At 70.5% G+C, this 23,336-nt stretch carries 27 protein-coding genes; 16 read left to right on the plus strand and 11 right to left on the minus strand.

The annotated features are described in order from the left end of the window. Positions 1 to 67: 67 nt before the first annotated feature. Positions 68 to 724 (plus strand): hypothetical protein, encoded by a 657-nt coding sequence (locus C8D87_RS13940; RefSeq protein WP_146231709.1) that lies wholly within the window; start codon positions 68 to 70, stop codon positions 722 to 724. A 99-nt stretch (positions 725 to 823) separates the two neighbouring features. On the opposite strand, the gene C8D87_RS13945 is transcribed toward C8D87_RS13940, so the two are convergent. From C8D87_RS13945 to C8D87_RS13955, 3 genes are all read right to left on the minus strand, one after another. Further along, complete coding sequence (locus tag C8D87_RS13945; protein WP_112226895.1) at positions 824 to 2,104, minus strand: dicarboxylate/amino acid:cation symporter; 1,281 nt, start codon at positions 2,102 to 2,104, stop codon at positions 824 to 826. 180 nt (positions 2,105 to 2,284) lie between these two features. Continuing rightward, positions 2,285 to 2,884: a Maf family protein gene (locus C8D87_RS13950; RefSeq protein ID WP_112226896.1), complete on the minus strand. Its 600-nt coding sequence runs from the start codon at positions 2,882 to 2,884 to the stop codon at positions 2,285 to 2,287. Then, a complete protein-coding gene (locus C8D87_RS13955) occupies positions 2,844 to 4,286 on the minus strand; it encodes a DHA2 family efflux MFS transporter permease subunit (RefSeq protein ID WP_267899861.1) in 1,443 nt (480 codons plus the stop codon). The genes C8D87_RS13950 and C8D87_RS13955 overlap by 41 nt, the downstream gene beginning before the upstream one ends. Before the next feature lie 35 nt (positions 4,287 to 4,321). On the opposite strand from C8D87_RS13955, the gene C8D87_RS13960 reads away from it, so the two are divergent. Next, a complete protein-coding gene (locus C8D87_RS13960; protein WP_109639168.1) occupies positions 4,322 to 4,711 on the plus strand; it encodes a hypothetical protein in 390 nt (129 codons plus the stop codon). Here the strand turns inward: C8D87_RS13960 and C8D87_RS13965 are convergent. Continuing rightward, positions 4,708 to 4,941: an acyl-CoA carboxylase subunit epsilon gene (locus tag C8D87_RS13965; protein WP_112226898.1), complete on the minus strand. Its 234-nt coding sequence runs from the start codon at positions 4,939 to 4,941 to the stop codon at positions 4,708 to 4,710. The genes C8D87_RS13960 and C8D87_RS13965 overlap by 4 nt on opposite strands. Continuing rightward, entirely contained in the window at positions 4,938 to 6,575 is a 1,638-nt protein-coding gene (locus C8D87_RS13970; protein WP_109639170.1) for an acyl-CoA carboxylase subunit beta, read from the minus strand. Before C8D87_RS13970 ends, C8D87_RS13965 begins: the two co-directional genes overlap by 4 nt. Positions 6,576 to 6,692: 117 nt before the next feature. On the opposite strand from C8D87_RS13970, the gene C8D87_RS13975 reads away from it, so the two are divergent. Genes C8D87_RS13975 through C8D87_RS13990 form a run of 4 tightly spaced genes read left to right on the plus strand, consistent with a single transcriptional unit; the run spans position 6,693 to position 9,510 of the window. Then, positions 6,693 to 7,511 (plus strand): biotin--[acetyl-CoA-carboxylase] ligase, encoded by an 819-nt coding sequence (locus C8D87_RS13975; protein WP_112226899.1) that lies wholly within the window; start codon positions 6,693 to 6,695, stop codon positions 7,509 to 7,511. 13 nt (positions 7,512 to 7,524) lie between these two features. Further along, positions 7,525 to 8,052: a PH domain-containing protein gene (locus tag C8D87_RS13980; RefSeq protein WP_109639172.1), complete on the plus strand. Its 528-nt coding sequence runs from the start codon at positions 7,525 to 7,527 to the stop codon at positions 8,050 to 8,052. Continuing rightward, entirely contained in the window at positions 8,039 to 8,968 is a 930-nt protein-coding gene (locus C8D87_RS13985; protein WP_112226900.1) for a hydroxymethylglutaryl-CoA lyase, read from the plus strand. The genes C8D87_RS13980 and C8D87_RS13985 overlap by 14 nt, the downstream gene beginning before the upstream one ends. Then, positions 8,965 to 9,510, plus strand: coding sequence for a GNAT family N-acetyltransferase (locus tag C8D87_RS13990; RefSeq protein ID WP_112226901.1), 546 nt, complete (start codon positions 8,965 to 8,967; stop codon positions 9,508 to 9,510). Before C8D87_RS13985 ends, C8D87_RS13990 begins: the two co-directional genes overlap by 4 nt. Here C8D87_RS13990 and C8D87_RS13995 read toward each other — a convergent pair. Next, positions 9,494 to 9,931 carry a MaoC family dehydratase gene (locus tag C8D87_RS13995; protein ID WP_233442082.1) on the minus strand — a complete coding sequence of 146 codons (438 nt, stop codon included), beginning with the start codon at positions 9,929 to 9,931 and terminating at the stop codon, positions 9,494 to 9,496. The two genes, C8D87_RS13990 and C8D87_RS13995, sit on opposite strands and share 17 nt — an antisense overlap. Positions 9,932 to 10,030: 99 nt before the next feature. Between C8D87_RS13995 and C8D87_RS14000 the strand changes: the two genes are divergently transcribed. The 4 genes from C8D87_RS14000 to C8D87_RS14015 are packed head-to-tail and all read left to right on the plus strand — an operon-like array spanning position 10,031 to position 13,626. Continuing rightward, on the plus strand, positions 10,031 to 10,516 hold the full coding sequence (locus C8D87_RS14000) for a YbaB/EbfC family nucleoid-associated protein (RefSeq protein WP_112226902.1): 486 nt from the start codon (positions 10,031 to 10,033) through the stop codon (positions 10,514 to 10,516). Continuing rightward, a complete protein-coding gene (locus C8D87_RS14005) occupies positions 10,513 to 10,827 on the plus strand; it encodes a WXG100 family type VII secretion target (RefSeq protein WP_112226903.1) in 315 nt (104 codons plus the stop codon). The genes C8D87_RS14000 and C8D87_RS14005 overlap by 4 nt, the downstream gene beginning before the upstream one ends. Before the next feature lies 1 nt (position 10,828). Continuing rightward, complete coding sequence (locus tag C8D87_RS14010) at positions 10,829 to 13,375, plus strand: TNT domain-containing protein (RefSeq protein ID WP_112226904.1); 2,547 nt, start codon at positions 10,829 to 10,831, stop codon at positions 13,373 to 13,375. Next, on the plus strand, positions 13,372 to 13,626 hold the full coding sequence (locus tag C8D87_RS14015; RefSeq protein ID WP_112226905.1) for a hypothetical protein: 255 nt from the start codon (positions 13,372 to 13,374) through the stop codon (positions 13,624 to 13,626). The genes C8D87_RS14010 and C8D87_RS14015 overlap by 4 nt, the downstream gene beginning before the upstream one ends. On the opposite strand, the gene hisN is transcribed toward C8D87_RS14015, so the two are convergent. Further along, entirely contained in the window at positions 13,607 to 14,386 is a 780-nt protein-coding gene (hisN, locus tag C8D87_RS14020; protein WP_109639179.1) for a histidinol-phosphatase, read from the minus strand. The genes C8D87_RS14015 and hisN overlap by 20 nt on opposite strands. A gap of 32 nt (positions 14,387 to 14,418) precedes the next feature. On the opposite strand from hisN, the gene C8D87_RS14025 reads away from it, so the two are divergent. Both C8D87_RS14025 and C8D87_RS14030 read left to right on the plus strand, forming a co-directional pair. Next, positions 14,419 to 15,093, plus strand: coding sequence for a response regulator transcription factor (locus tag C8D87_RS14025; protein WP_109639180.1), 675 nt, complete (start codon positions 14,419 to 14,421; stop codon positions 15,091 to 15,093). Continuing rightward, positions 15,093 to 16,367, plus strand: a complete 1,275-nt coding sequence (locus C8D87_RS14030) for an ATP-binding protein (protein WP_112226906.1) — start codon at positions 15,093 to 15,095, stop codon at positions 16,365 to 16,367. The genes C8D87_RS14025 and C8D87_RS14030 overlap by 1 nt, the downstream gene beginning before the upstream one ends. A gap of 4 nt (positions 16,368 to 16,371) precedes the next feature. Here C8D87_RS14030 and C8D87_RS14035 read toward each other — a convergent pair whose 3' ends face one another. From C8D87_RS14035 to C8D87_RS14050, 4 genes are all read right to left on the minus strand, one after another. Next, positions 16,372 to 16,839, minus strand: a complete 468-nt coding sequence (locus C8D87_RS14035) for a diadenosine tetraphosphate hydrolase (protein WP_112226907.1) — start codon at positions 16,837 to 16,839, stop codon at positions 16,372 to 16,374. Further along, complete coding sequence (locus tag C8D87_RS14040; protein WP_109639183.1) at positions 16,836 to 17,369, minus strand: GtrA family protein; 534 nt, start codon at positions 17,367 to 17,369, stop codon at positions 16,836 to 16,838. The genes C8D87_RS14035 and C8D87_RS14040 overlap by 4 nt, the downstream gene beginning before the upstream one ends. After that, positions 17,299 to 17,898: a GtrA family protein gene (locus tag C8D87_RS14045; RefSeq protein ID WP_411711379.1), complete on the minus strand. Its 600-nt coding sequence runs from the start codon at positions 17,896 to 17,898 to the stop codon at positions 17,299 to 17,301. The genes C8D87_RS14040 and C8D87_RS14045 overlap by 71 nt, the downstream gene beginning before the upstream one ends. A gap of 122 nt (positions 17,899 to 18,020) precedes the next feature. Beyond that, positions 18,021 to 20,225: a sigma-70 family RNA polymerase sigma factor gene (locus C8D87_RS14050; RefSeq protein ID WP_112226909.1), complete on the minus strand. Its 2,205-nt coding sequence runs from the start codon at positions 20,223 to 20,225 to the stop codon at positions 18,021 to 18,023. A gap of 139 nt (positions 20,226 to 20,364) precedes the next feature. Between C8D87_RS14050 and C8D87_RS14055 the strand changes: the two genes are divergently transcribed. The 4 genes from C8D87_RS14055 (at position 20,365) to C8D87_RS14070 (ending at position 23,333) form a co-directional block, all read left to right on the plus strand. Next, positions 20,365 to 21,132: a GGDEF domain-containing protein gene (locus C8D87_RS14055; protein WP_233442083.1), complete on the plus strand. Its 768-nt coding sequence runs from the start codon at positions 20,365 to 20,367 to the stop codon at positions 21,130 to 21,132. Between the two features lie 109 nt (positions 21,133 to 21,241). After that, complete coding sequence (locus C8D87_RS14060; protein WP_109639186.1) at positions 21,242 to 21,622, plus strand: GntR family transcriptional regulator; 381 nt, start codon at positions 21,242 to 21,244, stop codon at positions 21,620 to 21,622. Further along, positions 21,619 to 22,413, plus strand: coding sequence for an ABC transporter ATP-binding protein (locus tag C8D87_RS14065; RefSeq protein ID WP_112226910.1), 795 nt, complete (start codon positions 21,619 to 21,621; stop codon positions 22,411 to 22,413). The genes C8D87_RS14060 and C8D87_RS14065 overlap by 4 nt, the downstream gene beginning before the upstream one ends. Beyond that, positions 22,410 to 23,333, plus strand: a complete 924-nt coding sequence (locus C8D87_RS14070) for a hypothetical protein (protein ID WP_112226911.1) — start codon at positions 22,410 to 22,412, stop codon at positions 23,331 to 23,333. The genes C8D87_RS14065 and C8D87_RS14070 overlap by 4 nt, the downstream gene beginning before the upstream one ends. Positions 23,334 to 23,336: the final 3 nt, after the last annotated feature.

Consider the following 23,336-nt stretch of genomic DNA (forward strand, 5'->3'; position numbering starts at 1 on the left):
TGAACTCGGAGAGGGAGAGACGGCTCACTTCACATCCATCGTGAGGCCATCGGCCACAATCTGCGATGTGGGTGGATCCAGGTCTGTGCTGGTGACCGCGGCCGCGGCCGCCGTCGTGGTGGTCGCAGGGCTGACGTTCGCCTTCCTCCGGCGGCCGGACAACACCGATTCAGGTCAGTCCGGCACCGACCCCGGAATGCGCTGCGGCACCACCGTCTGCCAATCCATCGTGGGCAAATCGGTCGGCAAGGACCTGGTCGAACTGCTCGGCGGCACCGGCGGCGGGCGGATCAGGGTGACCGGCGAGTCGGGCCCGTTCATCTTCGAGATGACCATCGCCGAGTCCGGCGCGACCGTCAACGACAAGTCACTGCAGTGCGCGGAGGCGACGGTCAGCGTCTGCCTGGTGCGCGGGTCGCACGGCGGCAACTGGCTCGGCGAGGTGCTGATCCGCAAGGACGGCACTTGGTCGCGCGCGCAGGCGGCCTACCTCGCCAACGCCGGGTACCTCGGCCTGCACGACGTCAACGAGGACGGCACCGCGGACATCGTCGCCGCCCAGCTCGCATGCGACGGGCAGTGCAGCAGTGCGTTCGTGCAGGTGTTCTCCGCGCTGGGGCCGAACATCGGCTGTACGACAGCGGCACCGGCGCGAGATCAGCTCCCCGGCTGGCCCACACCGGTGCCGAAGATGTCGCAGCTTCGCCCGTGCGCTGACTCCTAGTGCCGCAACAGCCGGCCTTCGCCGCGTCTTCACAGCTCAGCGCACAACGACGCGGCCGTCTGACCGCCGAACACGGGGCAAAAGCTGACTACCACGGCACTAGGCGTTGACGAGCTCCTGCTCCTCAGCGGGCTCCTCGATCAGACCCTCACTGCGCGCCACCAGCACCGGCACGGTGATCTGGCCCGCCACGTTGGTCGCGGTGCGCATCATGTCGAGGATCGGGTCGATCGCGTAGACCACGGCCACACCGGTCGCGATGACCTGCGGCGGCAGGCCGACGACGCTCAGCGTCAGCGTCAGCATCGTGTACCAGCCGGTCGTGCCCGCCGTGGCGAGCGCGCCGAACACGGCGACCAGCACGATGCCGACGTACTGCCACACCGAGAGCTGGATGCCGAACAGGTTCGCGATGAAGATCGTCGCGACGGCCGGGTAGACCGCGGCGCAACCGTCCATCTTGGTCGTGGTGCCCAGCGGCACGGCGAAGTTCGCGTACTCCGGCGAGACGCCGAGATCCGTGGCGGCCTTGCGGGACAACGGAAGCGTGGCACCGGACGAGCGCGAGACGAACGCGAACTGGATCGCCGTCCACGACTTGCGGAAGAACTCGGCCGGCGAGGTCTTGCCGACGACCTTCAGCAGGATCGGGTAGACCGCGAACAGCACGATCGCCGTACCCAGGTACACGGCCACGATCAGCGAGAACAGCGGTCGCACGAACGAGTTGCCGTACGACGCGACGGCGTTGCCGATCAGGCCGAAGATGCCGATCGGCGCCAGCAGGATGATCCAGCCGACGACCTTCTGCACGATGTCGAAGAACGAGCGGACCAGGTTCGTGAACGGCGCGGCCTTCTCACCGAGCGCGTAGGCGGCGAAACCGACGAGCACCGCGATGAAGACGACCTGCAGCACCTCGCCCTCGGTGAAGGCGCTGAAGATGTTGGTGGGTACCAGGTTGTCGAGCAGCGCGTTCCACGAGCCGGACGCGCGCTTGGCCAGCTTGTCGACGGCACCGGCGGCGGGTTCGATCCGCACGCCCTGGCCGGGCTTGATGATCGCGGCGACGGCGAGGCCGATCAGCACGGCGATGAACGACGTGATGGCGAACCACAGGAACGTCTTGCCGCCGAGGCGGGCGGCGGTGCGACCGCCGCCGAGGTTCCGAAGCGACGCGATGCCGACGACGATCGCGGTGAACACGAGCGGGATCACGGTCAGCTGCAGCAGCGCCGTGAAGGTGGAACCGATCTTGGCGAGCACGGGCGCGAGCCACGTGCCCTTGCCGAGCCAGCCGGCGAGCGCGCCGAGGACGAGCCCGCCGAGCACGGTCAGGCCGAAGACCTTGGGCTTGCGGTAGGTCTGGACGAACGACACTGGAACATCTCCGTTTGCAGGGATGAGCGGAACAGGACTGGGAGCGGTCAGCTCCGACAGCCCGTGCTCGTCCTGCGTGCCAGGTCGATGTGCCTGCGACGCGTCAAGTACTCGTTCACCGCTACCCCCAACGCGGCCGTTGGGGACAGTCTTCCCTGATCAAGCCAAGTGTGACCAGGGCTACCAGAGCGTGGACACCGAGACGCCCACCTCGCCGAGCAGCCGGCGGGTCAGCGGCAGGCTGATGCCGATGACGGACGTGTGGTCGCCGTCGATGCCGTCGATGAACCAGCCGCCGAGCCCGTCGATCGTGAAGCCGCCCGCGACGTGAAGTGGCTCACCCGTCGCGAGGTACGCCTCCAGCTCCTCGTCCGACGGCGTGCCGAACCGCACGGTCGTCGACTCGGCGGCCGACGCGCGGCCGACGATCTCGCCCCGGGAGACCCTCAGCACGGTGTGCCCGGTGATCAGCACGCCGCTCTTGCCCGCGACCCGCCGCCACCGCTCCCGCGCGACCTCCGCCGTGCCGGGCTTGCCCACGAGCTCGCCCTCGAACAGCAGCATCGAGTCGCAGCCGATCACGACGCACTCGTCGTCGTGCTCGATCGCCTCCGCCTTCGCCGCAGACAGGGCGACGACGGTCTCCTCCGGCGTGGGGTTGGTGAGCGACGCGACCAGCGCGTCCTCGTCGACACCGGACACGCGGACGACGGGCTCGACGCCCGCGGACCGCAGGACGCTAAGACGGGCGGGTGACTGGGAGGCCAGGATCAGACGCACGCCCGGAGTCTCGCATGCCCGTTTCGCGCCGCATCAGCACCGCCGCGGTCACCCCGACGACCGTGGACACGACCAGCATCAGCAACGCGGCCCGCGTCGCCGTGGTGAAGTCGCCCGTCGCCGCCAGCACGATCTGCAGGACGGCACCGGTGCCCGCGCTGCCGAGCACGCCGCCGAACTGCCGCGAGGTGTTGTAGATGCCTGCGCCCGCACCCATCAGCTGCGGGTCGAGCGTCTTCGTGGCGATGTTGGTGAGCGGCGAATAGACCATGCCCATGCCGCCGCCGACCACCACGAGAGCGGGCAGCAGCACCCACGGCGACCCGCCGAGCTGCAGCGTCATCACGCCGATGCCCAGCCCGAGCAGCGCGAAGCCGGTGATCGGCAGGAACTTCGCGCGCGGCCCGTTGGACCACCGGCCCGCGAAGAACGCCACGACGCCGGACATCAGCGAGGTCGGCGCGGTGAGCATGCCCGCCTCGAACGCCGTCAGCTTCGGCACCGTCTGCACGAACAGCACGAGCGGCACGAACAGCCCGGTGACCGAGAAGCCGATGATCACGTTGGCGATGTTGCCCAGCGAGAAGTTCCGGTTGCCGAAGATGCGCAACGGCAGCAACGGCTCGGGGTTGCGCCGCGCCGCCTGCCACAGCACGAACACGACCAGCAGCACCACTCCCGCGACGATGATCTCGGCGATCGTGATCGGTCCCGCGACCCTGCCCCACCCGTAGTGCTCGCCGTTCTGCACGCCGAACACGACCAGGCCGAGCCCGAGGCAGCACAGCACGACGCCGAGCACGTCGAACCGGTGCGACCGGCCAGGCCGCCAGTCCGGCACCCGGCGCACCACCAGCGCCAGCGCGAGCACGCCGATCGGGATGTTGACGAAGAAGATCCACTCCCAGCCGAGCTGGGTGACGAGCACACCACCGAGCAGGGGCCCTGACACGGTCGCGAAGCCCGCGACCGATCCCCACACGCCCAGCGCCGCCCCACGCCGGTGCGGCGGGAACAGGTGGGTGATGAACGCCATCGTCTGCGGTGTCATGGCCGCGGCACCCAGGCCCTGCACGGCGCGCGCGGCGATGAGCACCTCGGCGCTGCCGGCGAGTCCGCAGGCCAGCGAGGCCAGCACGAAGATCGTGAGGCCGGTGAGGTAGACGCGCTTCGGCCCGAACCGGTCGCCGAGCCTTCCGGTCAGCAGCAACGGCACGGCGAACGTCAGCAGGTACGCGCTGTTGACCCAGATGATGTCGTTGAGCGACGCCCGCAGGCCTTCGATCATCGCCGGCATCGCCACGTTCACGATGGTCGTGTCCAGCAGGATCATGAAGAAACCGACGCAGAGGGCTGCGATCGCCCGCCACGCCGTGCGGTCGGATCGAGTAGTACTACTGATGCGCGATCACCCCGTCCGTAGGCACCCTCGACCGAGTGAAGCGCTGGGTGCTTGTCCTCACCGAACGCGGTTCCGATCGCGAAGGCAAGCGCAGACGGATCGCCGCAGTCCTCGCCGTGCTCGGCGGGCTCGTCGGGTCGTGGGCCGTGGGAAGCGTGCTCGCGAGCGACCCCATCGGCTACGGCGTGCCGATCTGGCCGTTCGCCGACACCGTCGACCGCGCGGAGAACGCGCTGCTCGGCAGGGTCGTCACCGCCGTCCGCGCCAACACGCCGCTGAACGACGCCAACGTGCAGGTGCTGCGCAAGACCGACGCGTACGGCAGCGAGTTCTGGACGTTGAAGCTCAAGGTCGACGGCGAGACCCGCTGTCGCGAGGTCGCCGTCGGCCTGAACGTCACGAGCCGCCGGGTCGACTGCTTCTAGCCCGGGAAACCGGACGCCCGCCAGGCGCCCGGCCCGTGCTGCAGCGGCCTGCGCACCCGGCGGGCCGGGTTGGCCCACTCCGAGCGTCGCTTCGGCTTGTCCTCGGCGGGGGAGGCCGCTGCCAGCCCGGCGATGACAGCGGTCAGTGCCGCCAGCTGGCAGTCGTCCGGTTCGCCCTTGACGACCCTGAGCAGTGGCCTTTCCTGGGCCTTCTCGTCCGGCGCGGTCACAGCGGGATGTTCCCGTGCTTCTTGGGCGGCAGCGTCTCCCGCTTGTCCCTCAGCATCGACAGCGCCCGCGCCACGTAACCGCGGGTGTACGACGGCGGGATCACGGAGTCCACGTACCCGCGCTCAGCGGCGACGTACGGGTTGCACAGCGTGTCCTCGTACTCCTGCTGGAGCTGCGCGCGCAGGGCGTCGACGTCCTCGCCGTTCTGGGCGGCGGCCGCGAGCGTCTTGCGGTGCACGATGTTCGCCGCGCCCGAAGCGCCCATGACGGCGATCTGCGCGGTCGGCCACGCGAGGTTGATGTCCGCGCCGAGGTGCTTGGAGCCCATGACGTCGTACGCGCCGCCGTACGCCTTGCGCGTGATGACGGTGACGAGCGGAACGGTGGCCTCGGCGTAGGCGTAGATCAGCTTGGCGCCGCGCCGGATGATGCCGTTCCACTCCTGGTCGGTGCCGGGCAGGAAGCCGGGCACGTCGACGAACGTCAGCACCGGGATGTTGAACGCGTCGCAGGTGCGCACGAACCGCGCGGCCTTCTCCGAGGCGTCGATGTCGAGGCAGCCGGCGAACTGCGTGGGCTGGTTCGCGACGACACCGACGGAGTGGCCGTCGACGCGGCCGAAGCCGACGAGGATGTTCGGCGCGAACAGCGGCTGGACCTCGAGGAAGTCGCCGTCGTCCAGAACCCGGCTGATGACCTCGTGCATGTCGTACGGCTGGTTCGCCGAGTCCGGGATGAGCGTGTCGAGCTCGCGGTCCGTGTCCGTGATGGCGTCGGTGATGGAGCCCTCGGTCAGCGTGCCGTCGAACGCCGGCGCGTCACTCAGGTTGTTGGACGGCAGGTACGACAGCAGTTCCTTGACGTACGCGATCGCGTCTTCCTCGTCGCTGCCGAGGTAGTGCGCGTTGCCGGACTTGGTGTTGTGCGTGCGACCGCCGCCGAGCTCCTCGAAGGTCACGTCCTCGCCGGTGACCGTCTTGATGACGTCGGGGCCGGTGATGAACATGTGCGAGGTCTGGTCGACCATCACCACGAAGTCGGTCAGCGCGGGGGAGTAGACGTGCCCGCCCGCGTTGGAGCCCATGATCAGCGAGATCTGGGGGATCACGCCGGACGCGCGGACGTTGCGGGTGAAGATCTCGCCGTAGAGGCCGAGCGAGACGACGCCCTCCTGGATGCGCGCGCCGCCGCCCTCGTTGATGCCGATGATCGGGCGGCCGGTCTTGATCGCCAGGTCCATGATCTTGACGATCTTCTCGCCGTACACCTCGCCGAGCGAGCCGCCGAAGACCGTGACGTCCTGGGAGAACACGCACACCGGACGGCCGTCGACGGTGCCGTAGCCGGTCACCACGCCGTCGCCGTACGGGCGGTTCTTCTCCTGGCCGAAGTTGGTGGAGCGGTGCCGCGCCAGCTCGTCCAGCTCGACGAACGAGCCGGGGTCGAGCAGGAGGTCGATGCGCTCGCGCGCTGTCTTCTTGCCCTTCGCGTGCTGCTTTTCGACAGCGCGTGCCGACCCGGCGTGAACCGCCTCGTCGTTGCGCCGGTAGAGGTCAACGAGCTTGCCCGCGGTGGTGTGGACGTCCGGGGCGTCCGCGGGGACGGTCCCGATCGGCTCGGTCGCACTGCTCATGGGCTCGCAGCCTAACGAGAGCATTGCTGAACTGCCCCGTGCAGTTGTCCAGGTCACGGCAACCTGTTGGTCATCACTGATCGCACGTACCCTCTCCCGTTCCAATAGCCTGGCCTGATGGACACCGCACTCGACGCCGAGGCGCTCCGCGCACGGCTGGTCGCACCCAATGGTCCGTACGCCGCGCTCGACGTCGTGGCGTCCACGGCGTCCACCAACGCCGACCTGGCCAAGGCCGCCACCGAAGGCGCCGCCGACCGCACCGTCCTGATCGCTCTGGAGCAGAGCGCCGGGCAGGGCCGCCGTGGCCGCACCTGGTCGTCGCCGCCCGGCGGGCTCTACGTCAGCGTGCTGTTCCGCCCGAGCGGCGTGCCGCCGAAGCAGTTGCCGTGGCTCAACCTGATCGCCGGTCTGGCGCTCGTCCGGGTCGCCCGATCGGTTGGTGTTGAAGCGTCCCTGAAGTGGCCGAACGACCTGCTGCTCGGTCCGAAGGCGGAGAAGGGCGCCGGAATCCTGTCCGAGATCACCGCCGGCGTCGCGCAGGCCGTGGTCGTCGGCATCGGCCTGAACGTCGCCAAGCTGCCGGACGGCGTGCAGCCCGCGCCGGGCGGTCTGGCGCCGACGTCGCTGGAGGACGTGGGTGCCGCGGAGCTGGATCGAGGCGAGCTGGCGTTCCGGCTGCTGACCGAGCTCGCTGTGCTGGAAGGCGTGTGGCGCAAGAACGGCGGCGACGCGGTGGAGTCGGGTCTGCTGGAGGAGTACCAGGAGCACTCGGCGACCGTCGGCGAGCGCGTGCGCGTGGAGTTGTCCGGTGGCGTGCAGGTGCTCGGCACGGCGCAACGCATCGAGCCGGACGGCACCCTGGTCGTGCGCGGCAGCGACGGCGTCGATCACGGCGTGTCCGCTGGTGACGTGGTGCATTTGCGTCCTGCGTAGTTAGGGTTGGCCCATGGCCTATCCCGACGACCTGCTCAGCTCAGGCGAGCACGTCGTGATCCACAAGCACCCCCACTGGAAGATGCTGATCTTCCCGGTGTTCTGGCTGCTGGTGGTGGTCGCGCTCGGCACCTATCTCGCCGGGCTCGTCGGGGACCAGTCGTGGGCCACCGCGGCGTGGATCGTGCTGGCCGTCGTGGGTTCGGTGCTGATCATCTGGCTCACGCTCGTGCCGCTGGCCCGTTGGCGCACGACCCACTTCGCCATCACCTCGGACCGCGTGATGTACCGCGAGGGCGTGTTCAAGCGCACCGGCCTCGACATCCCGCTGTCCCGCGTGAACACCGTCCGCTTCGAGCGCAGTCTGATGGACCGCGTGCTCGGCTGCGGCACCCTGATCATCGACTCGGCCTCGGACGAGCCGATTCCTCCGTTCGACGACATCCCGTCCGTGGAAAAGGTGCATTCGTTGCTGTACCGCGAGATCAACGACAACCCCGGCGACGACTTCCACCCGAGGACGTCCGATGGGCGCGCGTGAGGCCGGCCTGCCCGACGTGGTCCCGTCCGGTTCGCTCCCCTCGCGGGTGACGATCTGGGAGGTCGGCGCACGGGACGGGTTGCAGAACGAGTCCACCGTCGTGCCGGTGTCGGTGAAGCTGGAGTTCCTGTCCCGCCTGGCCGACGCGGGTCTGTCCGTTTTGGAGGCGACGTCCTTCGTGCACCCCAAGTGGGTGCCGCAGCTGGCCGACGCCGCCGAGCTGCTGTCCGGTTTGGACGCGCGCCCCGGCGTGAGCTACCCGGTGCTGGTGCCGAACGAGCGCGGCCTCGACCGTGCGCTGGAGGCCGGGGTCAAGCACATCGCGATCTTCGCCTCGGCGACCGAGACGTTCGCCTCCCGCAACCTCAACCGCACGCTGGACTCCCAGTTCGAGATGTTCGAGCCGACGGTCGAGCGGGCGCTGTCGGCCGGCATGGACGTGCGGGGCTACGTCTCGATGTGCTTCGGCGACCCGTGGGAAGGCCCTGTCGCGCGGTCCCAGGTCGTGGCCGTCGGCGAGCGGTTGCTGGAGATGGGCTGCTCACAGCTGTCGCTGGGCGACACCATCGGCGTGGCGACGCCGGGCCAGGTCGAGTCGCTGCTGGAGGGCTTCCGCGACGTGACCCGGCTGGCCGTCCACTTCCACGACACCTACGGGCAGGCGCTGTCGAACACGCTGGCCGCTCTGCGTTGTGGCGTGACGACGGTGGACTCCTCGGCGGGCGGTCTCGGCGGTTGCCCGTACGCGGAGTCGGCGACGGGCAACCTCGCGACCGAGGACCTGGTGTGGATGCTCGACGGTCTGGGCATCGAAACCGGCGTCGACCTGGACAAGCTGGTCGAGTGCTCGGTGTGGATGGCCGCACAGCTCGGCCGGCCGAGCCCGTCGCGCGTCGTGAGGGCGCTGGCGAAGTGAAGGTCGTCGAGCTGACGCAGGAGACCTGGCCGCTCGCCGAGGCCTTGTTCAGCACGAGCAAGACGGTCGAGTGGTGCTTCTGCACGTGGTTCATGCAGACCAACGCCGAGATGAAGGCGAACGACAACCGCGAGGTGTTGCGGGCGCGGCTCGGTTCGCCGATCGGGTTGCTGGCGGTGGACGGTGCGGAGGCCGTCGGCTGGGTCGCCGTCGCGCCGCGGGCGTCGTACTCGCGGCTGGCGCGGTCGAAGATCACCGCGCCGATCTCCGACGACATCTCCGGAGTGTGGTCGGTGACGTGCTTCTACGTGCGCCGGTCGGCGCGCGGCAAGGGCGTGACCTCGTTGCTGCTGGACTCGGCCGTTCAGCACGCCGCCGACGCCGGTGCCAAGTCCGTCGAGGGCTATCCGATCGACACCGAGGGACGGTCGCTGCAGGCGGGCGAGCTGTACCACGGCCGGTTGGCGATGTTCCTCGACGCGGGCTTCCAGCTGGTCGAACGCCGGGGAACGCGGCGGGCGCTGGTCAGCCGCGCGCTGTGAACATCCCCGTGGCGACGAACCGGTAGACCAGCTCGTCCCCGCGGTGAGCCGTGCCCGCGAACTCCACCAGTCCGAGGTTCGGCCTGCTCTTCGACAGCCTGGCACTCAGCACCTCGGCGGCGAACGTCAGCTTGTCGCCCGCGTGGACCGGGGCGAGCCAGGACAGTTCGCGACCGCCGGGCGAGCCCTGCGACGTGGAGTCGGACAGGACCACGTCGACCCAGCGGCGCATCCACAGCGACGCCGTGTACCAGCCGGATGCGGACAAACCGCCGAAAATCGAGTTCCGTCCCGCTTCCTCGTCGAGGTGGAACGGCTGCGGGTCGAACTTCCTCGCGAAGTCCACCATGTCGTCCCGGTCGACGATTACCTCGCCGAGCGGGATGATTCGGCCTGCGGGCAGATCCTCGAACGCGATCACGTCGTTGATCGTACGTAACTGAATTCGCTGGGAACCGATCTAAGGGCGACGGCGTCCAAGAGCCCGAGCCCAGGGCTATGCGTGTGTGAGGGGGACTCGGTGGACGACCACCGTGCGCAGGTCGAGGAGCTGCTCGCCGACTACCGGCGCAGCCGCGAGCAGCTGGCGTCGGTCCAGCGGGAGCTCGCTGCCGTCTCCGGTCAGGCGTCCAGTCCGGATGGGACCGTCACCGCGCTCGTGGGCGCCGGGGGACAGCTCAAAGCGCTGGAGCTGTCCGAGCTGGCGTACCGGCGGCACCGCCCGGAGCAGCTGGCCGAGCTGATCGTGCGGACGGTCGCCGCGGCCGCTGCTTCCGCTGCCGAGGACACCTGCAAGACGCTGAGCACGGTGCTGCCGGCCTCGACGGACCCCGCCGCGCTGGTCGCCGGCACCGCCGACCTGCGGCCCGCCGAGTACGCGCCGGACGACACCGAGACCGTGGATCTGGGGCGGCAGCCCGCACGCCGTCGCGTCGACGACGACGAGGACAACGAGCAACGGGAGAGCTGGCTCGACTCCGAGCTCATCGACAGGAGGGTCCGATGACCGGGTACAAGGCCGACCTCGAACGGCTGGACGCCGGTGCGCGGGAGCTGCGCGGGTTCGCCGGTCAGGCCAAGGAGATCGCGGGGAGCCTGGACAGGGCGCTGGCGGCGTTCGGGGCCTGCTGGGGCGACGACGCGGTGGGCCGCAGCTTCGCCAACTCGCACGAGAAGCCTTCCGGTGACACGGCAGGAGCGTTGTCGGGACTCGCGACGACGCTGGGGGACGTGGGCGACAAGCTCGCCGCGACGGCCGAGGCCTACCGGCACGTCGAGGCCAGCAACACGACCGCGATGAGAAGGTTGGACGGCTGACATGGGAATCGAGCTTCCCGCCGAACTCACCGAGGTCGCCGCGAAGGCAGGTGTCTCGTGGCCCAAGGCCGACGAGGACGCCATGCGTTCCAGCGCCGCCGCGTGGCGCGAGGCGGGCGACAAGATCAAGGGTCTGGGCACCTCCTCCGACGGCGCCGCGACGCGTGCTCTGGACGGCCTGACCGGTGCGACCGGCGACGCCGCGCGCGGCCGCTGGGCGAAGGTCGTGGCCCCGGACGGTGAGCTGCAGCGCGCCGCGCGTGGTTGCCACGCCGCCGCCGACCGCCTCGACCACGCCGCCAAGCAGGTGGGTGCCGCGAAGGTCGAGATCGTCCGCGAGCTCGTGACGCTGGCCAAGAACAACGACGCCGCCAAGGCTTCCGCCACCGCCGGCAATCCCACCGCGTTGCTGGGCCTCGACACGCTGACCCGAGGCACCGCGGCCAACGTCGCGAACCTCCACAACACCCTGTCCTCCGCCGTCCGCCTGGACAGCGGCGTGGACATGAGCCACGCCTCCCCGCCGGTGAACACCGCGCCCGGCGCCCACGGCCCCGGCGGCCTGCTGTCCCCGGTCACGGACATCGTCGGTGGCGTGGTGGCCCCGGTCGCCGGAGCCGTCGCCCCGGTCGTCGAGCCGGTCGCCGCCGTGGTCGCCCCGGTCACCGAAGCGGTCGCTCCTGTCGTCGGCGCGGTCACCGCTCCGGTGGCTCCCGTGGTCGGTGCCGTGACCGCTCCGGTCGCGCCCGTCGTCGGTGCCGCGACGGAGGCCGCAGCCCCGGTCCTGAACGCCGCCGCTCCCGTGACCGCTCCTGCCGCTGCCGTGGTGCAGCCGGGCCTCGACGCGGTGCCCGGCGCCCGCGACACCGTCGGCCAGGTGTTCGACGGCAGGGGCGAGGGTCCCCACGGCGAAGGCCCCGGCAACGGCGAGGGACCCGGCCGTGGCGAGGGCAAGCCCCAGGTGCTTCCGGGCCTCGTGGCCGAGACGGGCCAGGCGGCCGCTCACGTGGTGCCGCCCGTGGCCGCGGTGGCAGAGGTGATCCCGAGCGTCCAGGGCACCCTCGGCCCGATCGCCGAGGGCACGACCCAGGCCTCGGCCGCGGTCCTCGACCAGCCGCTGATCCGCGGCGGCGAAATGCCGGGCCAGGCAGGCCCCGCACCGCAGGCCGCACCCGCTGCCCCGGCCGCTCCCACCGGGCCGACGCTCGGCGGCGCGCCCGGCGGTGGACCGGTCGGCGGCCCGATCGGTGCCGCTGCCGGTGCCGTGGGTGGTGCTGTCGGCGGTGTCCCGTCGGCGGCTCCCGCGGCGGGTGCCCAGGTCGGTGCGGTCGCCGGCCAGCAGGGTGGCGCGCAGGCGTCCGGCCAGCAGGGCCAGGCGCAGCAGGCTCAGCAGGGCGCCAAGGCAGCGGACGCGAAGGCGGCCGAGGCCAAGCCCGGCGACGCCAAGGCGGGCCCGCAGGCGGTGGCGCCCAAGACGGGCGTGCCGGGTGCGGCCCAGGCACTCGTCGGTCAGGCCGGTCAAGCGCTCGGCAACCAGCCCTCCGGCCAGAGCCAGTTCGGCAACCAGCCGGGGCAGCCCCAGGGCGGCAACCAGGTGCCCGGTCAAGGTCAGCAGGGTGGGCAGGGGCAGGCAGGCGGCAAGGACGCTCTCGCCAAGGACCCGGCCAAGGACGCTCTGAAGGACGCGCTGCTCAAGGATCCCGCCTTCGGCGATGCCGGCGAGGCCTCGACCCCTGGCACCCAGAAGGTCGGCGAGACGATCACCGCGCCGTCGGCCCCGCTGGCCGGCGTCGACCTCGGCGCCCACCAGAGCGGAGCCCTCACCGACCGCCTCGACCGCCTGGACAACCGCGAGCAGAACCAGGCTCTGTCCGGCGTTCCCGGCATCGCCCACGACATCGCCCGCTACGGCTACACCGCGGCCGCCGCGGGCAGCTGGTTCATGGCCGTGTTCCTCAGCGCCGGCCAAGCGCCGCGCCTCGCCCCGAAGCCGGCCAGGCAGCTCCCCGCACCAGCCCAGCAGGACGAGCAGGTGATCCCGAGGTTCACCCCGCAGGATCACCCGCAGGCGGACCTGGTCGACGCCTCCTCCGCGCAGCCGGCGAACCAGTCCGAGGGCCTCGGCAAGGACCACCCGGTCGTGCAGGAGCTTTTGAAGGACCACGACCCGCTCGCGGGCATGCACGAACGTGACTGGGAGAGCCTCTTCCAGCACGAGGACGGCACCCCGCGCTGGCCGGTCGAACGTGAAGGCGGTTACGAGGACAGCCGGCCGGAGATCCTCGAGGCGGGCGCGGAGCTCGACCGGTTCGGCACGCCGGAGGGCCGCGTCCTGTCCACCGCGGGCACGCCCTTCAAGGAACGTTCGCTGCCCCCGCAGGCGGCGGAGGCCGGCTACCGCAGGTACCGCGTCGAGCGGGACCTGCCCGTCCACCGCACGATCAGCGCGCCGTGGTTCGGCCAGCCCGGCGGCGGAAGTCGTTACCGCACCACCTACCCGGTCGCTGACCTCGTCGCGCTCGGCTACCTCACGGAGATCACCGCATGAACGTCGAGACGCTGCCCGAGTGGCTGACGAAGATCGGCGTGCCCGGCGACGTCGTCAGCCTCGGTGAGGAGGCGGACCAGCGCTGGTGCCTCCTCACCGACGAGAGCGGGCACGAGGTGTTCTGGCAGGAGCAGGGCAACCGCTACGACTGGGCCCGGTTCGACGACGAGAGCGTGGCGTGCCACTACCTCTTCGGCCGGCTGGCCTGGGCCCAGGTCGCGCGCGGAACGCTCAGCGTGCCAACAGCTTGAGCGCTGCCTCGTGCAGGTGGCCGTTCGACGTCAGCACGTTGCCGCCGTCGTAACGCTCCTCGCCCTCAAGTGAGGTGAAACGGCCACCCGCCTCGGTCACCAGCACCTGGAACGGCGCGATGTCCCACGGGTTCGCCACGGCCTCGGGTGCGAGGTCGATGGCACCCTCGGCGACCAGGCAGTGCTGGTAGAAGTCGCCGAACGCGCGGCTCTCCCAGGTCGCGTCGACGAGCCGCAGGTACGCCTCGCGGGAGTGGTACTCGACCCACGACTTGATGTCCGTGGTCGACACGTACGCGTCCTCGAGAGAACGCACCCCGGACACGGAGATCTGGCGCGAACCGGACGCGTCCGAGGCGAACGCGCCACCACCGGCAGCCGCCCACCAGCGGCGGCCGAGCGCGGGTGCCGACACGACACCCACGACCGGCACGCCCTCGACGACCAGGGCGATCAGCGATGCCCAGATCGGCACGCCGCGCAGGAAGTTCTTGGTGCCGTCGATCGGGTCGAGCACCCAGACGCGCGAGGCGTCGAGCGTGCCGCCGCGCTCCTCGCCCATCACGACGTCGTCGGGGCGCTCCTCGGCCAGCACGGCGCGCACGGTGTCCTCGACCGCGACGTCGGCGTCCGTGACGGGGGTGCGGTCCGGCTTGCGCTCCACCGCGAGGTCGTGGGCGCGGAACCGGTCAGAGGTGATCGCGTCGGCGGCGTCGGCGAGCCGGAGGGCGAGTTCGAGATCAGCATCGTGGCGTGACACGCGGCGATCGTTCCACGAATACGCTGGGCACCGTGAGCGTGGTGTTGCTGGCCGAGGACGATCCGGCCATCGCGGAACCGCTCTCCCGCGCGTTGACGCGGGAGGGCTATTCGGTGCAGGTCGTGAGTGACGGACCGAGTGCTTTCGAAGCGGCGATCGCCGGGGGCATCGACCTCCTGGTGCTCGATCTCGGCCTGCCGGGCATGGACGGCCTGGAGGTGTGCCGCAGACTCAGGCAGAACGGCAGAGGCATCCCCGTGCTGATGCTCACGGCACGCGCCGACGAGGTCGACTTCGTGGTCGGGCTCGACGCGGGTGCCGACGACTACGTCGCGAAGCCGTTCCGGCTCGCCGAGCTGATGGCCCGCATCCGGGCACTGCTCCGCCGCCGCGCACCGGGCACGCTCGAGGTCAACGGCGTGCGCGTCGACCTCGCCGCCCGCCGCGTCACGGTCGACGGCGGCGAGATCCAGCTCGCGAACAAGGAGTTCGAACTCCTCAAGGTCCTCATCCAGCGCGCGGGCCAGGTCGTGAGCCGCGACGAGATCCTCTCCGAGGTCTGGAACGACCCGGACCTCAAGGGCAGCAAGACGCTCGACATGCACATGTCGTGGCTGCGCCGGAAACTCGGCGACGGCACCCCGAACTCGGCCGAGAAACGCATCGCGACCGTCCGCGGCCGCGGCTTCCGCTTCAACGCCGACTGATGCGCCGCCGCATCCTGCGGGCGATCCTGCTCGCCGTCGCCGTCACCGGGTTCGTGCTCGGCCTCCCGCTGGGCTACTCCGCGTTGCAGCTGGTCGAGGACAACGCCCGCGGCGACCTGACCGAGGACGCGCAGAAGATCGCGACCCTCCTCGACGACCAGCTCGCCAACCGCCAGAACATCGACATCGAGGCCGTCAAGATCGTCATGCCCACCGATGGCCGCCTGACCGTGACGCTGGGCGGCAACACCAGCGTCACCGGCCCTTCGCCCGGCAACGACCCGCTGATCGTCGAACTGGGAATCGCCCAGCAGGGCACCGTGCGCCTGGAGATCCCGTCCGGCCCGATGCGCACCACCCAGGCCCAGGTCGCGGGCGTGGTCCTGCTCCTGCTCGCCCTGTCGGTCGGCACCGGCACCGTCGTGGCCCTCGTGACGGCGCAAACACTTGCCCGGCCTCTCGGCTACGTCGCCGCCCGCGCGTCCCGCCTCGGCGCCGGCGACTTCCGTGCCGACGAGAAGCGCTACGACATCGAGGAGCTGGACGCCGTCTCCGAGGCGCTCGACACCTCGGCCACGGCGCTGGCCCGGCTCGTCCAACGCGAACGCGAACTGGTCGGCGACGTCTCCCACCAGCTCCGCAGCCGCCTGACGGCCCTCCAGCTCCGCCTCGAAGCCCTGGCGGAACACCCGGAGCCGGACACCGCAACCGAGGCCCGAGCGGCTCTCGAACAGGCCGAACGCCTCGCCGCGGTCCTGGACGAACTCCTCGCCGCCGCCCGCGCGGCCAGGGCCGTGGGCGCGGAGCCGCTGGAACTGCGACCGGCCCTGAACGCCATCGCCGAGGAGTGGAGGGAACAGATCAAAAGCGCTGGTCGTGCGCTCAGGGTCCGGGTACCGGACGGACTCCTCGCCCGCGCCACCCCAGCTCGTCTGAGAGAAGCCATCGGTGTGCTCCTCGACAACGCGCTGATGCACGGCGAGGGCTCAGTCGTCGTCTCCGCACGCAGCGAAGAGGGCACGGTGGTGGTGGAGGTCAGCGACGGCGGGGACGGCGTGCCAGAGGAGCTCGCGGCGCACATCTTCGAGCGCGGGGTGTCCGGTGGCGGCTCGACCGGTGTGGGGCTGGCGTTGGCCAGGGCGTTGGTCGACGCGGACGGCGGCCGGTTGGAGCTGTCGACGGCAAGGCCTGCGACGTTCGCGGTGTTCCTGCCGGTGCCCAAGGCTCAGGACGTGGTCGGCATCCCCTGGAAGGCGCCCAGCACGCCGCGCTGATCCCTCAGCCGCGGAGCCGGTCGATCTCGACCGTCAGCTCGGCTCGGAGTGCGTCGTGCTCCGCGCCGAGCGCGGTGGCCGGGTCGGACCAGCGTTCGACCGGGTACAGCCACACAGGACGGCCGACGAGATGCTCGGGTTCCCAGTCGTAGCGCGGCCAGACGTGCGCGTGCAGGTAGGAATCCGTGTTGCCGAGGATCTCCAGGTTGACGCGCCGGAAGCCGGGGTCGCGCCGGCCGCAGACAAGTTCGACGGCCTCCCCGAGCAGGTCCATGTCGGCGAGGAACCGGGCCCGCCGGTCGCGCGGCAGATCGGTCAGCCGCTGCACTTCCGGGTCGTCGACGAGCAGCACGCAGTACCCCGGCAGGAACTGCACGTCGCCGATGTTCGCGAACCCCGCGCTCAGCCGGCGCAGCACCGTGGGGTTCTCCCCGCGCAACGCCGATCCGATCCGATCACGCTGCCACGTCACGAGTGGCCCAGCGCCTCTTCCTCGTTCAACGGTCGCGGTCCGCGCGCGTTCTCCTCGGGGAACACCCACTTCTTGTAGCCGTACCAGCGGAAGAGCATCGCGACGAGTGTGCCGATGATCTGCGCGCTCAGGAAGTCCGAGATCTCCTCGGTGAGGCGCGACACGTGCGGCTCCTGCAGGTGGAACAGGTAGCGCGCGATGTACAGCGGTGCCGAGTTCAGCACGATGCCGATGCCGTTGACCAGGAAGAACAGCGCTGCCTCGTGGTGACGCTCACGCCCGCCGCGCGTGCGGAACGACCACTCCCGGTTGAGGATGTACGACACGATCGTCGCGACCAGGGTCGCGATGATCTTCGCCGTCACCGGGTTGTTCGGCAGGATGATGGTCTTGATCCCGAAGAACAGGACCGTGTCGATCACGAAGCACGTGCCCCCGACCAGGGCGAACTTGACCAGTTCACGATGCTTCAGCGCGATCGACCGGATCGGCTCCGGAAATCGGGAGACCACTGTTTCGGCTAGAGACACGGGACGAGTCTACGGAGATCGGGTGAACACGCCGGTCCGGACGAGCGCCGGCGTCCGGGAACACCCAGCGTCGCATCGCCCAGAACTTGAAGCCCGTGGCGAGCAGCATGCCGATGATCGAGCCGGAGACGAAGTCCGCGATCTCCTCGGTCATCACCGTGACGAACGGGGCCTGCAGGCCGAACAGGTGCCGCGACAACCACAGAGGGATGACGTTGATCGCCACGCCCGTGCCGCTGACCAGGAAGAACAGGGCAGCCTCGTGGTGTCGCTCGCGGCCGCCACGGGTGTGGAACGACCACTCGCGGGACAGCACGTACGACGCGATGATCGCCACCAGCACGCCGATGACCTTGGCCGTGACCACCTTGTCGGTCAGCACGGTCAGCTTCAGCGCGTACCAGACACCGTTGTCGATGAGGAACGTTGTGCCGCCGACCACTGCGAACCGGAGCATCTCGCGGTGCTTGTGCAGCAGGAACTGGAGTGGTTCTGGCAACCGGCTCATGGCGCGGCGAACGACTGGCAGCACCGCGTCAGCTTACGGATCAAGGTAACGGTGCCTGCCTCCGGGTGTTACCTTCGGCAACTGAGAGGCAGCTGACCTGCACGTTCAGTGACGGTGTCAATCTTGGGGAGATCAACTTTTGATCAACTTCGCCGCGGTTCGCAGGGCCTCCCGAGCAGATCCGGAATCAGCGGCGGGCGCCAGCCCGGCCACGGCTCGCACGGTTCCGAGGTCGGCGGCGGTGTGGTCGGCACCGGCGACGACGGCGGCACGGACGGCGGCGGCTCCGTGGTGGACGGCGGCAGCACCGGCGGCAACGCCGGCGTCGGCAGCGTCGGGGTGCCCGGCTTCGTCGGCTCGACCGGCTTCGGCTTCGCCGGTGGTGTGGTCGTCGCCGTGGTCGGCGGAACGGTGGTCGGTGCGGGTTCGGAGGTCGTGGGCGGCTTCACCACGTCGTCGACCGGCGGATGGTCCGGCCGCATCTTCACCGGCACGGTCACGGTCTTGCGGGCGTTGCCCAGCGCCGCGGTCACGGTGATCGTCCCGCCGCGGTGCGGCAGTCCGAACGCCCAGATCGACATGCGGAAACTGGCGCCCTTGTCGAGGTCGGTGACGCAGTGGATGGAGTTCTTGTCCGTCCGCGAGCACTCCCGGCACGGCGTGAACACCACGATGTTCTCCGACGACGACACGTCGAGCTTCAGCGTGCCGGCGCGCGGTCCTTTGTTGCGCACCTTCACGTCCACGCGCGGGTCCCAGAACACCTCGTGCCAAGTCGACACGGTCAGCTCGATGTCGTCGTTCACCGGCGGCACGTCGACCGTGACGCTGACGTTGACCGAGATCGCGGTGCCCGCGGAGATCGTCCCCGTGATCGTGCCCGGCTGAGCGTCCTCCGTCGCGCGCAGGCGGAACAGGAACGTCGCCTGCCCGCCGGGTGCGATGCCCTGCGGCGTCGAGCAGGTGATCGTGCCGCTGCCCGCCGGGCAGTTCACCGTCTGGTCCGCGGAGCCGTCGGGCTGCAGCAGGCGCGCGGTGAACGACGACGGCCCGCCGGTCGACAGCACGCCCGGCGGCAGGTTCAGCACCATGCTCGCGGGCGGGGCCGCGGTGCCGCCGGTGTTCCGGACGGTGACCGGGAAGTCCTTGGGCTCCTCGCCGGGCGTGAGCGTGTACCCGCTCGGCGTGGTGGGCGTGAGCGACGCGGGCGGCGGCTCCGGCGCCGGCTCCGGCGCAGGTGCCGGCTCCGGCGCGGGCGGTGCCGGTGGCGGCGGCTCGGGTGACGGCGTCGGGACGGACGGCGGCGACGGCGGCTGCGGCGAGGGCGGCGGAGGTTGCGGGGACGGCGGCGGCTGGACCTGCGTCACCGCTGGTGGCGGTTCGGCGGCCTGCACCTGCGGGGCCTGCTGCTCTCCGCCTCCCGCGGTCAGCGCGATCACCACGGCGGCGGCCACGGCAGCCGCGGAGCCACCGACCGTGACCAGCTGGCGGGGGATCGAGGCACCGACCGCACCCGCGCCACCGGCAGCCGCACCGGCACCGACGACAGCCGTGGTCGCGCCCGCGGTGACCAGGTAGGTCGCCGCACCCGCGCCGAGCACCAGCGGCGCGACGAAGATCCGCAGCGCGCCGTTGACGTCCGCGAGCTCGGCGGCCAGCCGGCGGCACCGGCCGCACTCGTCGAGGTGGGCCTCGACCTGGGTGGCCTCGCGCTTGGACAGGCCGGCCCGTGTCCACGCGCCGAGCCGATCGACCGTCGCCCTGCAGCGTTCCGCGCTGGTCTCGGCCAGGTGCATCTGCAGGTACTGCTGCTTGAGGCCCTCGCGGGCCCGGTAGGCGAGCGCGGACACGCCGTTGGCCGTCAGCCCGAGCAGCGGGGCGACCTCGGCGGGCGACTGGCCCTCGATCTCGGTGTGCCAGAGGACCATCTGCCAGCGCTCGGGCAGCGCGGCGAACGCGCGGGCGGCCATCGAGCGTTCCAGCCCCGCCACCGCGGTGTCGCTGAACGCCACGGCGGGCGCGACGTCGGTCATGTCCTCGGTGAGGTCGATCTTCTTGTCGCGGCGGGTCTTGTCGTACGCGGTGTGGCGCAGCGCCGTGAGCAGGTACGCGCGGAACGCCGAGTCGGGGCCGCGGCCGGCACGGAGCGTGTCGAGCACCTTCGCGAACGCCTCCGACACGAGGTCGTCGGCCTCGGCCTGGGAGCGGGCCAACTGGCGGGCGAGGTTGTAGGCCGCCGAGACGTGCCGTTCGTACAACTGGCCGTAGGCGTCGATGGTCCCTCCGCGCACGGACTCGATGAGTTCCGCGTCGCTGGGCCCCTGGACGTCTGCAGGAACGGTCGCCAAGTCTCGTGTCCCTCCTCGTGGCGCTCAGTGTGACGCACGACGCCTCGCAGAGTCATCTCAATCCCCCACGCGGGTTGCGTCACGAACCGGAGGTGGCTGCGTCTCCCACCTGGAATCGGGAGAGCTGAAGGGAGACCGGGTGGGTGTCGCACAAGCGGAACGCCTGCTGAAGTCGAGGTGGCGCACCGCCACCATGGCCGCAGGCTGGGCGTTCCCCGCAGACTGGCCGCTCGCCGAGGTCGACGAGGTGTGCGCTGCGGTGCTCGGGAACGCCGATCCCGGCGACGCGCTGGTACGGCTGGGCCGGGCACGTGCCGAGGCGGGCGCCGGTCTCAGCGAGACGCTGCTCGACCTGGCGGCGCTGCACGCCGTGCTGACCGACGCGTCGCACATCGTGTCGCCGGACGTCGACGCGCTCCCTTCGCGAATGCTGCGCATGACAGCGCTTGGATGGGCGGACGTGGTGACGAAGCAGGCCGGTGACTGCGCGGCCGAGGATGCTCTGACCGGCCTGGCGACGGCCGCGTACCTGCGGACCAGGCTGGGCGAGGTGTACCGGGAGACGCCGGTCGCGCCCCTGGACTACGCACTCGTGTTGCTGCGCCTCGACGTGCACCGCGCCTCCGGCTGGTCCCGCGTCGTCGCGATGACCCTCGTCTCGGACGCCCTGCGCACCGTGTTCGACGGCGGCGAGACGCTGGCGACGCTCGGCCCGTGCGTGGCCGCGGTCCTGGTGCGCCGCGACGGACTGCTCGCGCGCAGGGTCTCCAACCTGCGTGTTCTCGCCGCGGACCGGCTCGCGGACGACCCCAGCGTGCGGCCGGTCGGGCCCGCGAAGGTCTGGACCGAGAGGTTGCCGGACACGCACGCCGAGGCGTGCGCGCTGCTGAGCTCGCTTGGGCGCTGATCTCCCCTGTCCCGCGCCTGGGTGCTTCCCCGTCCCCACCGGGTCGCTTCCCAACGTCCGCAGAAGTGTTCTATTGTCTTAGTTCAGTAGAACAATCTGGGGAGCGTGTGTGGTCGAGTTCCACATCGACCGTGGCAGCGGTCTTCCCGCGTACCTGCAGCTGGGGCAGCAGGTCAGGGAGGCCATGAGACTTGGTTGGCTGCAACCGGGAGACCGCCTGCCGACGGTCCGGGATGTCGTCGCGACCAGCGGCGTGAACGCGAACACCGTGCTCAAGGCCTACCGCGAGCTGGAGCTCGCGGGCCTCGTCGAAGCCCGTCAGGGCTCCGGCACCTTCGTGAAGTCGTCCCTGGGGTCTGCCGCCCCCGAGGACCTCGACCCGCTGCGGGCGTCGTTCGCCGGCTGGGTCGCGGAGGCACGCTCCGCCGGGTTGGAGGACGAGGACATCTACGCGCTGGTGCGCGAGGTGCTGAGTGGGGGAGCGCAATGAGCGTGGTCGCGGCCGAAGTGTCGAAATGGGCGGTGCGAAACGTCTCCTTCGAGCTGCCGCCGGGCAGCGTCACGGCACTCGTGGGGGCCAACGGCTCCGGCAAGTCGACGTTGCTGAACGTGCTGGCAGGGCATCTGCCCGCGGACTCGGGGCACACGGCGCTCGCGGGCCGTGTCGCGTACGTGCCGCAGCACAAGCCGATGTACCGGAACTTCAAGGTCGCCGACGTCCTGCAGTTCGGCCGCCGCATGAACAAGGTCTGGGACAACGACCGTGCCGACGGGTGGCTCGACAGGTTCAAGGTGCCGCGCCGGCTGCAGATCGGCGATCTGTCCGGCGGTCAGCGCACGCACGTGACTCTCGCGCTGGCACTGGGATCCCGCCCGGACGTGCTGATGCTCGACGAGCCACTGTCCGAACTGGACCCGTTGGCGCGCAGGAAAGTCATGCGGGAGTTGCTGACCCTGGTGAACGACAACGGCATGACGCTTGTCTTCTCCACCCATGTCGTCGCGGAGATCGGTGGCGTGGCCGACCGGCTGCTGCTGCTCGCCGACGGACGGCTGATCGTGGACGGCGACACCGACGAGTTGCTGGAAGAGCACGTTCTCTACACAGGACCGCGGGTGACCGAACCGCCGGTGGAAGGACGTGTGGTGCTCGCAAAGCACAGCAAGTCGCAGTCTTCGTACCTCGTGCGCTCCGGCGGCACGCAGATCGACGAGCCGTGGACCGCGCGGTTCGTGACGCTGGAGGAGCTGGTCGTGGCGCACCTGGAGCGTGCAGCGTGAAGGCACTCGCCTGGCTGACCTGGCGTCAGCACCGGTGGACGATCATCCCCACCGTGGTTCTCTCCCTGCTCGCCGCCTACGGGCTCATCGCCGCGGAGACGGGTACGAGCATCGGCTCGATGCCGATCAGCGGCTTCTACGGGCTCATGGTGCAGATGGTGTTCGGCGGCGTGATCGGCATGTTCTGGGGCGCCCCGCTGATCGCCCGCGAGCTGGAGGAACGCACCTACTTCGTGGCGTGGGGCCAGGACGTGACGCCCGTGACGTGGTTGCGCGGCAAGGCACTCGTGCTCGGCGGCCTCGCCGCCGCGCTGGGTCTCGTGGTCGGGCTCGGCGACGGGTACTCCGGCACCCAGAACGCGTGGTCGGCGTTCGAGGCGCATCCGGCCGTGCAGGTGGGTTACGCGCTCTACGGACTCGCCCTCGGTGTGTTCATCGGCATGCTCGCCAGGCACGTGGTGACGGCGATCGCGGCAACGCTGGTCTTCTACACGTTGTCCCGCGTGCTGCTGTCCGCGCTGGTGCGCGACCATTACCTGCCGGCGGAACGAAGTGTTGCCCGTTGGTACAGCACCCCGGAGATCCCCAAGGGTGCGCTCGAGCTCGGCAGCGGTTTCGTCGGCTCGGACCTGCGCCCGGTGGACGTGCCGGAGGCGTGCGCCGGGCTTGTGAACCCGAACACCTGCGTGCGCAGCTCCGGCAGCGCCGTGGGCACGTACGTCGACTACCAGCCGGTCGAGCGGATCGAGGCCTTCCGCTACATCGAGTTCGGCGTGTACGTGCTGCTCGCCGCCGTGCTGTTCGCGCTGACGTTCCGGCTGCTGCGCCACGGCGGCGGGTGGAAGCCGTCCCGCCGCCACCGCCGCATCACCTCCGAGCCAGAGCCGGTGCAGAGCACGCCCGAGCCGGTGCAGGGCTGACTC

Source organism: Lentzea atacamensis (genome assembly GCF_003269295.1).
Lineage (GTDB): Bacteria > Actinomycetota > Actinomycetes > Mycobacteriales > Pseudonocardiaceae > Lentzea > Lentzea atacamensis.